Below are 15005 nucleotides of genomic sequence, written 5' to 3'. Positions count from 1 at the left end.
GAAAGAGAAAATTTCTTCTTCCGCCCGTCCGTATTTCACGCGCTCAACGGATCGGCGCCCTGCCGGCGTTCACGCCGCGGCGCGGGTCATTCGTCGCCTTTGGCCTCGATGCGTCCTTCATCGACTGCGTGCGGCGGCCGTCGACGACGTGCGCTGCGTGGTCGCTGTTGTTGTCCGGGGTGCGGTCGACGGCCAGCGCGGTCGGCGGGTAGCGATGGGTGGCCGTGACGCGGATGGCACGGCCGATCTGGCCGAACCGGAAGGCCGGCACCTCGACGCCGATCAGGCTGGGCGCACCGCTAGCGATCGGCAGGAAGCGACTGCACGTCCATTCCTGGAGCTCGACGTCGAAGATGGTGAGGCCGCACAGCCAGCCCGGACCGTCCATCACCAGATTGGCGTAGCTGCTGGCGCCCGGGGACTCGACGCGGATGACGAGATCGCTCAGCGCGCTGGTCGACGGACCGTCGGCGGCCGCGGTGATCGAGAACACCGCGGGACCCGGGAAGCGGGTGGCCTTCGCGGTGACCTGGGCCGAGAGATCGACGACGGGTGCGATCGGCAGCACGAGGCTGATCTCGTTGTTCAGGTTGCGCGGGTCAGGCACGTCGCTCTGCAGGCGAATGCGCAGGTTCGTTTGGTCGCCCTGCAGGAGGTTCGCGGTATCCAGTGCCAAGGACAGCGTGCCGCGGGCGCCGTCGCCAACCAGGTCGCCCAGCGGGCAGCGTACCCGGCTGTTGCTGGTGCCGATGTCCTCGGCCGGTTCGCAGGCCTGGCCGTTGAAGGAGGCGGTCACGCGCGAGGCCTTCAGCAGGACATCGACGATCGCGACGGCGTTGCGTGCGGTGCTCGGGCCGAGGTTGGCCACGTCGAACGTCAGCGTGTTGAGCTGGTCCGGCTCAAGCCTCACCGGATACGGTCGTGGCAAGGAGACGCAGTCGCGGCCCAGGCAAAGGTCCGCCAGCGCGATGACGTTGACGGTGCCGTTGGCGACGTTGTTGGCCGGCGTCGCCTCGGGCAGGTCGTTGGATGCCGTGGCCTGCAGCGCCAGCATGCCGCGAACCGCCAGCGCTGGCGAGGTGCGGGCAGCGACCGTCATGAAAGGATAGGCCAGCGGTACCGGGCAAACCACGGCGGTGCTGCCGGCCGGCGCGGCATCGCCGGTGCAGGCCACGGCTTGTCCGAAGTTGTCGGACACCAGGATGTCGCCCGGCGCCAGCACTGCGTCGAAAGACAGGCGCATGCGCGGGTTGCGCGGCGTGTTGGGGCCGAAGCTTTCCACCCGCACCGGGAACGTCGCCAGGCCAGGTTCGGCGACCGGGCCGTTGGGCGACGTGACGTACATCGCCAGGTTGGTGGTCTGGTCCACCGTGAAGCTGGCCTCGCCGCTGTTGTTGGCCGGCACCTGCTCCTCGGAATCGGAGGTGGCGATGACGCGGGTGGTGACCGTGTAGTTCGGCAGGCCTTCCCGGTAGGGCGGGGTGAGCGCGAGCGAGAATCCGTAGCTGTAGGACGGGAACTGCGGTTGCACCAGCGGCGAGGTCGGTGTGCAGACGATGCGCGCGCCCGCGCCGTCGGCCGCCGGTGGCAGGCAGGCCCAGATGTCGGGCGCCTGGCCCGAGACGATCGTCTGCACCTCGTCGATCGCCGCGGGCGGCAGGTCCACGAGGATCTCGAGCCGGGCGTTGCGGGCCACGCCGCGGATCACGTTGGCGACCGAAACGAAGACGCGGGGCTGGCTGTCGAGCGTGGCGACCTCAAGCGAGGGCGACGGCGTCGACACCACCAGGTCCACGCGGTCCGACACGCGGCGCGTGGCGGTCGCGACATTGTCGTCGGGCGTGGGATCGGTGCCGCTGGCCCGGGCCTCGGCCCGCAGTCCGATCACGCGGCCGCCGTCGAGCAGCCCGGTCTGGAAGGTCAGCGCGAACACCGCGACCTGCAGGAAGTCGTCGTTCACCGCGGTGCAGGTGAAGCGGCTGCGTCCAGGCGCGGTCGCGACACCGGCGTCGCAGGTGACGTAACCGTTGGACAGGTTCAGCGTGATGTCGTCGGCGTCGGCATCGACGTCCAGGGTGATCGTCACCGGCCCCGGCGGGTTGAGCGGGCCGCGGTTGACGATCACCACCCAGCCGCCAGAGTCGCCGGGGATGAGGTCCTCGGTGCCGTTGATGGGCATGAGCTCGGTGCGCAGGTCGACGCGGCCATCGAAGCTGAAGACGCGGGTCGAGGTGTTGTCGGCCAGGTTCGGGTCGTTGTGGCCGCCGGTGAGGCGCGCGGTGAAGGTGGCGCTGCCGCCGTCCAGCGACAGATCCGCCGGCACGTGCATCTCGAAGCCGGCGCTCTCGACCAGGCGCGGGTTGTTGCAGGTGACGCGGCTGCCGCCAGCCGCCGCCTCGACCGCGCCGCAGGTCCAGCCCGGCCAGCTGGTGGCCAGGCTCCACTGCGCAGGCGCGAGGCTCGATTCGATCACCAGCTCGAGCGACGGCGCCGGGTCGGGGCCCTGGTTGGTGACGCCCAGGTAGAAGATGTTGTCCACGCGCGGGCTGAAGGTGCCGCTGGAATAGATCTCCACGCGGGTATCGGCGTCGATGAAGGCCGCCACCGCCATCCGCGCCATCAGCGGGTCGCGCGCGGAGAACGTGAAGCTGTCGTCGCCGGCCGCGCGCGCGCTGGCCGGGAAGTCGGCATTCATGCGCGGGTGCGCGCTGGTGATGGCGAAGCGGCGGCGCATGGCGTCGTTGACGAGGATGTGGTCCAGCGCGCGGAACTCGCCGCGGTCGTTGGCGTTGTAGCGCGTGCTGGCCGGTGCCAGAAGCGTGAGGTTGGACAGCGGCGCGGTGATCGCACTGGGCGCCGACACCCAGGTCTCATTCGCCGGGGCGGGACGGCCGGTGACGATGCCCATCACGTCCACGCGGCCGTCGTTGAACGCATCGGCCTCGAAGCCGCCGAGCACGGCCAGCGCTTCCCCGGGGTCGGCCTGCTGGCGGTCGTGGATCCACGACGCGATGCGCGCGGCCTGGCGGGCGCGCAGTGTCATGGTGCGCTCGCCCGCGGTGGCCCAGCCGGCCGCGCCGGAAGCGAGTGAATCGGAATCGCTGCCCGGGAACAGGAACGTGTTCACCGCGGTGAAATCGCTCTGGCGGCCCTCCTCGTCGGTCAGGCGCAGGCGCGCCACCAGCGGCGGGCGCACGAACAGCGGCTCGCTTGAGCCGTCCGGGTTCGCACTGGTGTCGGCGCCGGCGAAGGTGCCGGCCTCGAGCACCTGTACGCGCGGGTTCACGCCATCGACGAGGTAACCCGCGACCAGGAAGCCAAGGTCGAGGCCGCCCGGGTCGCTGCCTTCCACCAGCACGGCCTGGTACTGCCGGGGCCAGGGGCAATACGTGGTCGGGTTTGTTTCGACGAGCGCCGCGAGGTCCTGCAGCACCTGCGCGTTCTCCACGCCGCCGACGGCAATCACCTCGGGGTTGGCCAGGAAGTTGCAAAGGCCTTGCGCAATCTTGGCGAGGCGGGCCTCGTACACGGCCTGCGACGGCAGCGGCTCGTCCCGAAGCGGGTCGTCGCTGGCGTCGTACAGGCCGCCCAGGTCCATCCAGACCAGCTTCACTTCGCCGGGCGCGAGGAAAAAGGCGCCTTCGCCGCGCCAGCCGGGATCGACCACCAGGGGCGCCTGCGGATCGATCAGCAGCGTGAAGCGCCGGTCGTAGTCGAGCACGCCCACCGCGTTGCGGATCCGGTCGTTGCGGCCGACCTCGAGGTCGTGGTCGGTGTCGCCGCGCTGGCGGTTGCCGTCGACGGCCAACACCTGCGGGTTGCCGTCGTGGAAGGCCAGGGACTTGCCGGCCGGCAGCGGTTCGGCGGTGAAGGGCGGCAGGCCGGATTCGCGGTACGGCGGCGCCTCGCTGGCGATATCGGTGTTCAAGACGGCGTGGAAAACGCCGCCGGGCAGCACGGTCTGGGTCTCGGGATCGACGAAGCTCTCGGTGGCTCCCACGACCACCAGTTGGAAGGCGCTGACGCGCATGCCTTCCAGGTGCTCGAGCGCGGTCGGGTCGCCGTCGGGCGCGAGGTCGGCGGCGTCGAGTTGGACCGGCGCGGGCAGCGGTTCGCCGCTGGCGAGGACGAATTGCGCTGTGACGTCGACCAGCCGCGTCACGGTCAGCTGGTGCGGGTAGTCCCCGGGCAGCACCTCCTCCACCCGGCCGTAAACCATCACGCGGTCGCCCGTGGACACGAGGAGCTGATCGGGCAGTTCCCTCTCCACGAAGAGGGCCTCGGAGGTCTCCGGATGGCCGTCGGAGGCGGCGTCGGGGGACTGGATGAAATAGCCCTGGTCGGTCTTCGCCGTGACGATGCCCTCGACCACCACCTCGGTGCCGGCGAAGGGCGAGACCAGCCCGCTGCCCTGGATCTCGTGGATCTTGGCCGGCACGGTCTCCGCCCGGTCCTCGCCCACACCTGGCTTGGCGCCGGCGGCCACCGGCAGCGCCAGGCAGGCGGAGAACAGCAGACCGTAGGCGGCCCGTCGCAGGATAGACATCGGTGGATTCCCCAAATAAAGACCCCGCCGGTGCAGGCGGGGTCGGAGTCAAGCCCTGCGATGGATTCTAGCCAAGCCCCGGCGGATTGGAATCCACCGGAGCCGGCTTTCAGCGGTCGAACGGGTTTTGCGGCCGGCCGACGATCGTGGCGCGGCCCGTGTCGGCATTGTTGGCCGGGTCCAGGTCGCGGCTCAGGGTGGTCACGGTGGCTTCCACGCCCACGTCCTGGAAGCCGCCCAGGCGCACCGCGTCCACCTCCAGGCGCAGGCGCGCCATTGCGCCCGGTGCCATGGCCGCGTCGCGGCGGCAGGCGACCTCGCTGCCGGCATCGGTCGCGACCGGGGCGTCGCAGGTCCAGCCCCCAACCGGGACGATCCGCACCCGGCCCGGGAGGGCCTCGACCGCCACCTGCAGCGCGGGCTGCAGCGCGTCGGCGGCCTGCAGGTTGGCCACGGTCACGTCGAAGCGGGCGATCCGGCCGCTGGGCACCGGCTTGCGCGGGCTGTCGACCACCACGGCCAGGTCGGCGTCCAGGAACCGGCCCACGCGCAGTTCGGCCACCAGCGGATCGTGGTCGGAGGTGCGCACCGGCACGGTCGGGTCGGCGGCGTTGTCGGTCGCGAAATCGCTGTTCACGCGGGCGTGGAACAGGCGGGCCTCGGTGTTCGCGAGCACGGTGTCGTTGACCAGCGCGTGGTCGAGGCTCTGGATGTTGCCCTCGAACACGTACGAGTAGCGCTCGGCTTCCGGCTTGGTGGAGATCAGGTTCACCAGCGGGCGGGTGACCGCGCTGGGGCCGTTGAGCAGCACTTGGTCGGCCGGCGCCGGCGTGCCGCCGATGATGCCCATCACGTCCACGTAGCCGTCGCTGAAGTCGAAGGCGTTGTAGTCGCCGATCAGCACCAGGTTGGCCGGGGTGGGGTCGGCCTGGATCGCCTCGACCAGCTCCGACAGCATCACCGCCTGCTGCAGGCGCTTGCCGCGCGAACGGTTGCCGGCGGTGAGCCACGAGTCGCTGCGGGTGGAGAGCGAGTTGACGTCGAGCAGCGACAGGGTGTGGTTGAGCAGCACGGTGACCGGGAACTGCTCGCCGTTCTCGCCGGTCACGCGCGCGGCCAGCATCAGCGGGGCACGGTCGAACAGCACGCCCGAGGCGGTGCTGCCATCCGGCGCCACCAGCGGTTCGCCGACGAACATCTCGGTCACCGAATCCACCGTCACGCGCGCGCTGCTGCCCACCACCGGTGCGGTCTTGACCAGGTAGCCCAGGCGCTGGCTGCCACTGTTGGACAGCACGGTGGCGGTGTACTGCGGGTTGTCCGGGCAGGTGCCGAATTCGTTGGTGTTGATGGCCGAGGCGAGGCGGTCGGCGGCGGCCTGGTTGGCGATCTCGACCAGGCCGACGATGTCGGGGTTGCCCAGGTACTGGCAGAACACTTCGGACAGCTTGTCGAGGCGGGTGAGGAAGTCGCCGGTGAGGGCGAAGTTCTCGATGTTGTAGCTGCCGATGCGCACCGCGCCGGCCGGCGCCGCCGGCACCGCGCTGACGAAGGCGCCGCCGCTGGCGACGATGCCGCTGTTGTCGCCGAGCAGCAGGGTGAAGTCACCGCGGTCGTAGTACATCACGCCCGCCATGCCCTGCAGCTGCGTGCCGGCGTCGACGTTGAGCGCGGTGCCCGCCTCCAGGCCCAGGCTCTCGACGCGCAGGCGCTCGGGATTTCGGTCGAAGCGCGGGATGTTGTTCCCGGCCGGCAGCGGCACCGCGTCGAGCGCGGCGATGCCCGGCTCGCGCGCGGGGCGCACGGTGCCCGGCAGGGTGACGTGGAAATCACCGAAGCCGTTGGTCGGACCCACCACCACCGCGGCCGGCAGGTCGACCCGCATGCCCTGGTAGCGCCCCAGCGCATCGAGCGCCACGCCTTCGGCCAGCGCCGAGGCATCGAGGGTCACCGACGGCGGCAGCGGATTGCCGGTCGAGAGCACGGTGAAGCTGCTGCTGCCCAGCTGGGTCAGCGGGTAACCGTGCGGGGTGCGGCTGAACTGGGTGACGGTGCCGCCGATGCGCAGGCGGTTGCCGACCGCGGCGTCCGCGGGCGGGGTGCCGCCGGTGAACACGAACAGGCCTTCCGCCGTCGCCGGGTCGCCATCTTCGTCGCCCGGCGCGCTCTGGATGAAGTAGCCGTTGCCACGGCGGGCGGTGACGATGCCTTCGGTCAGCACCTGGGTGCCGATCGCCAGCGGCGAGCCGGTGCCGGTGCCCTGGATGTCGGAGATGCGCACTTCGCCGACCACCGACAGGCCGATGCTGGCGGTGCTGGTGCGCGCCTGCTGGTCGGCGATGGTGACCATCAGTGACACCGCGCCCGGCTGCGCCGCGTCCACCAGGGCTTCGAACGAGAACACGTTGTCGCCCGCGACCGCATCGCCCTGCAGGCCGTCGTCGCGGAACGCGGTGGCGGCGCTGCCGCCGATGGCGGCCAGGTCGCCGACCACGCTGATGCCGGTGGAGTCGGGGTTGCGGCCGGGCGTCACGGTGACCGTGAGCAGGGTGGTGTCGCCGTTCGCGAGGCTGGCCGGGCTGGCGCTGCCGCTGCCGGTCGGGTCGGTCGGGTCGGTGCCGCCGGCGCACAGGTTCAGCGCCGAGGCGCTGTTGCGCGGCGCCGGGGCGACGACGCTGAAGTCGGCGCTGTTGTCGTCGGTGTCGGTGCAGCCGCCGCCGGCGCGCAGGGCGGCGGTGGTGTTGGACAGGCCCGGGGCGGACGCGGTTTCGGGCAGGCTGTTGGTGCCGTAGCCGACGCGATCGAGCATGGCGGCGAGCTGGCCTTCGCTGCACGGGGCGGCGGCCGCGCCGCAGGCCAGCGCGGCGGTGCCGTCGACCAGGGCGACCTTGCCGGCCGAGCCCGACAGGTTCGGGGAGCTGTTGCTAGCGTCGGCGGTGACCGGCAGCGGCGAACCCGTGGCGCCCGACGCCAGCTGCACCAGGTAGTACTGGCCGGGCTGGACGGTGGCGGCGGGCAGGGCGAACACGTTGCTGAAACTGCCGGTCGCGGAGGCGTACTGGATCGACTTGCCGCCCAGCGACACCGGCGCCTGGCCGCGGTTGAGGATCTCGACGAAGTCGTGCGTGAAGGGCGCACCGGAGTTGCCGCCGCCGCCGTAGACCTGGCTGATGGCGAGGTCGGACGCGGCCCAGGCGGGGCTCGCGAGGCACAGGGCAAGGATCGTCGCGGCCAGCGGGCCGCGGTGGGTCGGGTTCATTCGGTGTGACTCCCCAAGAGGTAAGCAGTGCTATCGGCGGACAGCCCGCCAAGGGGTCGGAATCTAGCCCACTTCGAGGTCAGAAGCGTGACAAGTGGCGTGAGGAACCGCCCGCGGGGACAGCCCCGGGGTCTTCACATACCATGGACGCCCTGTCCGAGCCCTGCCGACCCCCGATGACCTCGCCCGACAACCTCCGCCCGCTGGAGGACGCCATTACCACCGACCTGCGCGAGCGCCTGACCTACGGCGGCTACCTGCAGCTCGACACCCTGCTGGCCGCCCAGAAACCGCTCTCGAACCCGGTGCACCACGACGAGATGCTGTTCATCGTCCAGCACCACGTGGCCGAGCTGTGGATGAAGCTGCTGATCCACGAGCTGCGCGCCGCCATCGCCTGCCTGCAGCGCGACGAGCTCGACCCGATGCAGAAGATCCTGGCGCGGGTGAAGCAGGTGCAGCGCCAGCTCAGCGAGCAGTGGTCGGTGCTCGAGACCCTGACGCCGGCCGATTACCTGCAGTTCCGCGACATCCTGGGCCCGGCCTCGGGCTTCCAGTCGCTGCAGTACCGGCTGATCGAGTTCCTGCTGGGCAACAAGAACGCCGGCATGGTGAAGGTGTTCGGGCACGACCCGGCCGCCAGAGCCGCGCTCACCGCCGTGCTGGAAGCGCCGAGCCTGTACGACGAATTCCTGCGCCACCTGCACCGCCGCGGCCACGCCATCCCGGCCGGCTGCGTCGAGCGCGACTGGTCGCAGCCGCACGCGCGCGAGCCCGGGCTGATCCCGGTGTTCAAGGCCATCTACGAGGACACCGACACGCACTGGGAGGCCTACGCCACCTGCGAGCAGCTGGTGGACGTGGAGGGCAGCTTCCAGCTCTGGCGGTTCAGGCACATGAAGACGGTCGAGCGCATCATCGGCTTCCGGCGCGGCACCGGCGGCAGCTCGGGCGTGGGCTTCCTGAAGCAGGCGCTGGAGCTGACCTTCTTCCCCGAGCTGTTCGAGGTGCGCACGGTGCTGGGCCAGCCGGGCTGAACCAAACGCGGGTGGCTGTTAGGATTCGGGCACTTTGCTCAATCCCGAGGAGCCCGCATGACGCCCGCCACCCCTGACACCGCCGCCCCGCGCGGCTGGATCGCCCGCTCGCTCGACCTGGTCGAGCGCATCGGCAACAAGTTGCCCGACCCGGCGGTGCTGTTCCTGCTGCTGATGCTGGTGGTGTGGGTAGTGTCCTGGGCGATGTCGGGCATGAGCTTCGACGCGCTCGACCCGCGCACCGGCAACCCCATCGAGATCAAGAACCTGCTGGCCGGCGCCTCGCTCACCGGTTTCATGGCCGCCATGGTCAATACCTTCGTCACCTTCCCGCCGCTGGGCGTGGTGCTGGTGGCCATGCTGGGCCTGGGCGTGGCCGAGCACACCGGATTCATCTCGGCGGCCCTGCGCGCGGCGCTGACGGTGACGCCGAAGATGCTGCTCACGCCGGCGCTGATCGCGGTCGGCATCCTCAGCCACATCGCGGTGGATGCCGGCTACGTGCTGGTGATCCCGCTGGGCGCGGTGATCTTCTACGCGGCCGGCCGGCATCCGCTGGCGGGCATCGCGGCGGCGTTCGCCGGTGTGTCCGGCGGCTTCTCGGCGACCTTCTTCATCCCCAGCAGCCTCGACCCGCTGCTGTCGGGCCTGACCCAGGCCGCGGCCAACCTCACCGACCCGACCGTGGTGGTGAATCCGCTGAACAACTACGTGTTCACCACCGCGTCGACCTTCCTGATCATCGCCATCGGCTGGTTCCTCACCGACCGGGTGATCGAGCCGCGCCTGAAGGCCACGAAGGTCGACGGCGACCCGGCCGAGATGCCCAAGCTCGACCCGCTGACGGCTGCCGAGAAGAGCGGCCTGGGCTGGGCGGCGATGGCGATGGCGATCGTGGCCGCGGGCTTCCTCATGACGGTGCTGCCGGAGGCCTCGCCCTGGCGCGCGCCGGCGGGCACCGCACTGCTGGAAGGCCAGAGCAACCTGCTGGTGGCGCAGGCGCCCCTGATGCAGTCGATCGTGCCGCTGATCTTCATCTTCTTCCTGGTGCCGGGCGTGGTGTACGGCCTGGTCTCGGGCACGGTGAAGAACCACCGCGACGTGGTGCAGGGCATGGCCAAGGCCATGAGCGGCATGGGCTACTACATCGTGATGGCCTTCTTCTGCGCGCAGTTCATCTACGCCTTCGGCCAGTCCAACCTGGGCGCACTGCTGGCCATCGAGGGTGCCAACGGCCTGCGCGCGCTGGGCCTGCCGCTGGGCTTCACCCTGGTGGGCATCGTGTTCCTGTCGGCGTTCGTGAACCTGCTGGTCGGTTCGGCCTCGGCCAAGTGGGCGCTGATCGGCGCGGTGATGGTGCCGATGCTGATGGAGCTGGGCATCTCGCCCGACCTGACCCAGGCCGCCTACCGCGTGGGCGACTCGTCCACCAACATCATCACGCCGCTGCTGCCCTACTTCCCGCTGATCGTGGTGTTCTGCCGCAAGTACGTGAAGTCCAGCGGCATCGGCACCCTGGTGGCGCTGATGCTGCCGTTCTCGGTGACCCTGCTGGTGCTGTGGACGGGCTTCCTGCTCGCCTTCTGGGCCCTGGGCATCCCGCTGGGCGTGGGCGCCAGCTACGAGTACGTCCCGGCCGGCTGAACCGGCGGCCCGGCCCGTTCATCCCGCGGGCCGGGTTTGTGACGATGGTTTGACGGGCGCCGCCCATTCCGGCTACACCTTGCCGGCCTTCACAGGCCGGCCGGGGCCGGCCGGCCCGGCTTCGCCGGAACCAAAACCACAAGAAATCCCAGGGGAGAGATCCAATGAGCGGCGCCGCCACCACGCCTGAATCGGGCGCACCGATTCCGCAGTACAGCCAGTTGCTTGGCCACCCGAAGCCGCTGTGGATGCTGTTCATGACGGAGTTCTGGGAGCGCTTCGCCTTCTACGGCATGCGCTGGGCGCTGGCGCTTTACATCGTGGCGCAGTTCTACGCGGGCGACAGTGCCGGCGAAGCCCCGGCCAGCCGCCTCTACGGTGCCTACCTGGCGCTGGTCTATGCCGCCGCCCTGTTTGGTGGATACGTCGCCGACAAGATCATCGGTTACCAGCGCTCCATCCTGCTCGGCGCGGTGGTGATGGCGATCGGCCTGTTCATGATCGTCGTTCCGAACGAGCTGGTGTTCAAGCTCGGCCTGGCCACGATCATCGCGGGCAACGGCCTGTTCAAGCCGAACATCTCGACCATGGTCGGCCAGCTCTACTCGTCGGGTGACACGCGCCGCGATGCCGGCTTCACGCTGTTCTACATGGGCATCAACGCCGGTGCGTTCATCGCCCCGATCCTGACCGGCTGGCTTGCCGAGCGGATGTTCGGGGGTTCGCCGGAGCTGCCGGCGTACAAGGTCGTGTTCATCGCCTCGGGCATCGGCATGGTGATCAGCCTGATCTGGTTCTGGCTCGGCCGCGACCAGCTCAAGGGCGTCGGCCGGGCGCCGGATGGCGACGGCGGCAAGCGCAACTTGCTGTACGTCTTCGCCGGCGTGCTGGTCGCGATCCCGGTGATCTACTTCCTGCTTTCGATCGACGCCGGCAACCTGCAGTGGCTGCTGACGGCGCTCTTCATCGGTCTTTGCGTGCTGATCCTGAAGGAAGGTTTCCGGGATGGCGCGGTGCGGCGCGACATGGCCATCGCGATGCTGATCATCTTCGCGTTCAACGTGCTGTTCTGGATGTTCTTCGAACAGGCCGGAAGCTCGTTCAACTTCCTCGCGCAGAACATCGTCGAGCGCGACCTCGGCGGCTGGATCTTCCCGGTCGGCTGGTTCCAGTCCGTGAACTCGCTGGCGATCATCACGCTGGCGCCGCTGATCGCGTGGATGTGGATCAAGATGGGCAGCCGCAATCCGTCGATCCCGCGCAAGTTCGGTCTCGGCATCATCTTCAACGGGCTGGCGTTCCTGCTGCTGATGTTCGCCCTGTCGAGCCTGGTCGACCCGCAGACGCTGAAGATCCCGTTCTGGACGCTGTTCATGGTCTACGTGATCCAGTCCGTCGGCGAGCTGTTCCTGTCGCCCATCGGCCTGTCGATGGTGACCAAGCTGGCACCGGTGCGCCTGGTCGGCTTCGGCATGGGCGGCTGGTTCCTGTCGACGGCGATCGGCAACAACCTGTCGGGCATCTTCGCCAGCCACGTCAGCGGCGAAACCGGCATGACCGTGGACTCGGCCCTTTCGGGATACACGTTCGGCTTCTGGGTGCTGCTGGGGAGCGGCGTGCTGCTGTTCCTGATCGCGCCCCTGATCCAGAAGCTGATGCACGGCGTGAAGTAAGCGCCGCCACCCGCGAACCCCGACGGCGGCCTCCGGGCCGCCGTTTTTTTTCCTGCGGCTTCGGCCACGGCGTCGCCGGAACGGTTAAAGTCCGGCGACTGCCCCATCTTGGACTGCGCATATGAGCCCGGCCCCCGATTCCCTGCTGCCGCGACCCGGCACCGCCTACCGCTGGACCGTGCTGCTGTTCGTCAGCCTGGCCATGTTCGGCAACTACTACGTCTACGATGCGCTCAACCCGGTCGTGGACCTGCTGCGAAGTCCGGAGGCCGGCCTTGGCCTGAGCTACCAGCAGATCGGCATGCTGTCGACGGCGTACACGGTGGCGGCGCTGGTGGTGCTGTTGGCCAGCGGCTACGTGATCGACCGGTTCGGCGCCCGGCGGGCGATCGTCGCGTTCGCGGCGCTGTGCGTGGTGGCGGCCGCGGTCAGCGCCTCGGCGCAGAACTTCCCGGCCCTGATGGCCGGCCGCTTCCTGCTGGGCCTGGGCGCCGAGCCGCTGATCGTGGCGGTCACGGCGGTGCTGGCCAAGTGGTTCAAGGGCAAGGAGCTCGGCTTCGCGTTCGGCATCAACCTCTCGATCGCGCGGCTGGGCTCGGCCTCGGCCGACTGGTCGCCGTCGTTCGCCGAGCCGCTGTACTCGAACTGGCACGACCCGCTGTGGCTGGCCACCGGCATCATGGCGGCCGGCGTGGGCGCGGCGATGCTGTACTTCTTCATGGAAAAGCGCGCCGAGGGCCGCTTCAACCTCGGGGAGGCGGGCGAAACCGACCGGCTGGAGCTGCGCGGCATGTTCCGCTTCAGCGCGTCCTACTGGTACATCGTGGCGCTGTGCGTGGTGTTCTACTCAGCGGTGTTCCCGTTCCGCAGCTTCGCCATCGACTATTTCCAGCAGGCGCACGGGCTCAGCCGCGAGGCGGCGGGCATCCTGAGCAGCCTGCTCCCGGTGGCGGCCATCATCGCGACGCCGCTGTTCGGCCTGTGGGTGGACCGGGTGGGGCGGCGTTCGCTGTTCATGGCGGTGGGCTCGCTGGTGATGCTGCCGCTGTTCCTGGCGGTGACTTACTTGCCTCCGGGCCCGCTGGTGAACGTGGTCATTCCCTTCATCGGCAGCGGCGAGATGCCGCTGACGCTGCTGGTGGCGATGCTGCTGTTCGGCGGTGTGTTCTCGCTGGTGCCGGCGGTGATGTGGCCGTCGGTGGCCTACATCGTGGACGGGCGGAGGCTGGGCGCCGCCTATGCGCTGATGACCTTCTGCCAGCAGATCGGCTGGACGCTGGTGCCGCTGGTGGTGGGTTTCCTCAACGACCGTTACCGGGCCGGCCCGGACAACCCCGGAGGCTACGCGGCCAGCATGTGGGTCTACACGACGCTGGGCGCGCTGGGCCTGTTCTTCGCCTGGCGCCTGTGGGTCACCGAGAAAGGCCCCGGCGGCCACGGCCTCGAGACCGTAACCACCCGCACTTCCTGACCCGCAGGTGCATCGGGACTGACGTCCCACCCAGCCGTCGCTGGGTGCCTGAGGGCGCTTCTGCCCCGCGGTCAGAGCAGGTGGCGCAGGTCGGGGAGGTACTTCTCGAGCGAGCCGGTGTTGACGGCGACGACGCGCTCGCCGCGGGTGAGCAGGCCGCGGTCGAGCAGTTGGGGCAGCGCGGCCAGGCAGGCGGCGCCTTCGGGGGAGATCCAGTGCTGGCGTTCGCGCCACACCTGCGAGAGCTCGCGGGCGGTGTCGGGTTCCGACACCGCGATCGCGGCGCCGCCGCTGGCGCGGATGATCTGCAGCACGCGGAACTGGCCGACGCCGGCGGGCACATTCAGGCCGGTGGAGATCGTAGGGCCGGTCTGCGGCAGGGCATGGGTGTCGTCGGCGCCTTCGTCGAAGGCGCGCACCAGCGGCGTGGTCACTTCGGACTGCACGCAGAACATCTTCGGGCGCCGGGCGTCGATGAGGCCCAGGGCCTCGAGTTCGTCGAAGGCCTTCCACATGCCGAGCACGCCGGTGCCGCCGCCGGTGGGGTAGACAATGGCGTCGGGCAGCGACCAGCGGGTTTCGCCCGGCGGCGGCTCGGCCATTTCCAGGCCCAGGGTTTTCTTGCCTTCGATGCGCCAGCCCGGCTCCTGGAAGGTGGCGCAGTTGAACCAGCCGTTCGGCCAGTAGTCGGCCTTCAGTTTGGCGGCGGCTTCGCGGATGGTGCCCTTCACCAGTTCGAGGTGGATGCGGTCCGGGTGCAGGCGGGTCATGGCGGCGACCTGGCCGAGGATGGGCATCGGCGTGTCGTCGGGCATCGCCACCACGACCTCGAGGCCGCCGGCGAGGCCGTAGCGCACGAGCGAATCGCCCGCATTGCCCTGCGTGGGCACCGCCAGGCGGGTGAGGCCGGCGCGGCGCGCCATCGCCACCACCATCGCCATGCCGCGGTCCTTGAAGCTCTGCGTGGGGTTGGCGCCGTAGCCGGGATGGGCGCGGCCTTCGTCCTTGAGCTGCAGCTTCAAGCCAGCCGCGCGCGCGATGGCGTGGTCCGTGTAATCGAGCAGCGGCGTGTGGCCTTCGCCCAGCGCGACGATGTGCGCCGCGTCGGCGGGGTCGGTGATGTCGAGCGGCATCAGCGCACCGAAGCGCCACATGTCCTTCCGGCCCGGGTCGTACCACGCCGCGCCGGGCTTCTCGCGCGCCAGCCGCTCGAGGTCCAGCACCATCTGCACCGGCCGGCCATCGACCGGGTCGAGGTTCATCGGCGGCTCCACCGGATACTCGACGCCCGACCCGATGCCCCTCAAACAACGCAAGTACCCCATCGCCCGATCCCTCAGTCAGAAACCAAAATCAAATGAACCAGGTTCATTTG

7 protein-coding genes are annotated in these 15005 nt (G+C 69.7%); 4 read left to right on the top strand and 3 right to left on the bottom strand.

Features of this window, described 5'->3' with window-relative positions; genetic code table 11:
• Positions 1–43: 43 nt before the first annotated feature.
• Positions 44–4546 (bottom strand): hypothetical protein, encoded by a 4503-nt coding sequence (locus Q0C12_RS05000; protein WP_290887031.1) that lies wholly within the window; start codon positions 4544–4546, stop codon positions 44–46.
• A gap of 109 nt (positions 4547–4655) precedes the next feature.
• Positions 4656–7805, bottom strand: coding sequence for a lamin tail domain-containing protein (locus Q0C12_RS04995; RefSeq protein WP_290887029.1), 3150 nt, complete (start codon positions 7803–7805; stop codon positions 4656–4658).
• 176 nt (positions 7806–7981) lie between these two features.
• On the opposite strand from Q0C12_RS04995, the gene Q0C12_RS04990 reads away from it, so the two are divergent.
• From Q0C12_RS04990 to Q0C12_RS04975, 4 genes are all read left to right on the top strand, one after another.
• On the top strand, positions 7982–8842 hold the full coding sequence (locus tag Q0C12_RS04990) for a tryptophan 2,3-dioxygenase family protein (RefSeq protein WP_290887083.1): 861 nt from the start codon (positions 7982–7984) through the stop codon (positions 8840–8842).
• A gap of 57 nt (positions 8843–8899) precedes the next feature.
• On the top strand, positions 8900–10486 hold the full coding sequence (locus Q0C12_RS04985; RefSeq protein WP_290887026.1) for an AbgT family transporter: 1587 nt from the start codon (positions 8900–8902) through the stop codon (positions 10484–10486).
• Between the two features lie 164 nt (positions 10487–10650).
• Positions 10651–12159: an oligopeptide:H+ symporter gene (locus tag Q0C12_RS04980; protein ID WP_290887023.1), complete on the top strand. Its 1509-nt coding sequence runs from the start codon at positions 10651–10653 to the stop codon at positions 12157–12159.
• Positions 12160–12280: 121 nt separating this feature from the next.
• Entirely contained in the window at positions 12281–13630 is a 1350-nt protein-coding gene (locus Q0C12_RS04975) for an MFS transporter (RefSeq protein WP_290887021.1), read from the top strand.
• A gap of 71 nt (positions 13631–13701) precedes the next feature.
• Here the strand turns inward: Q0C12_RS04975 and Q0C12_RS04970 are convergent, their stop codons facing one another.
• Complete coding sequence (locus tag Q0C12_RS04970) at positions 13702–14955, bottom strand: threonine synthase (protein ID WP_290887018.1); 1254 nt, start codon at positions 14953–14955, stop codon at positions 13702–13704.
• Positions 14956–15005 lie beyond the last annotated feature (50 nt).

It is taken from the genome of Arenimonas sp., assembly GCF_022842045.1.
Taxonomy (GTDB): domain Bacteria; phylum Pseudomonadota; class Gammaproteobacteria; order Xanthomonadales; family Xanthomonadaceae; genus Arenimonas.
Note: the sequence above shows the minus strand (reverse complement) of the source record. Positions and strands in the feature narration are given on the sequence as shown.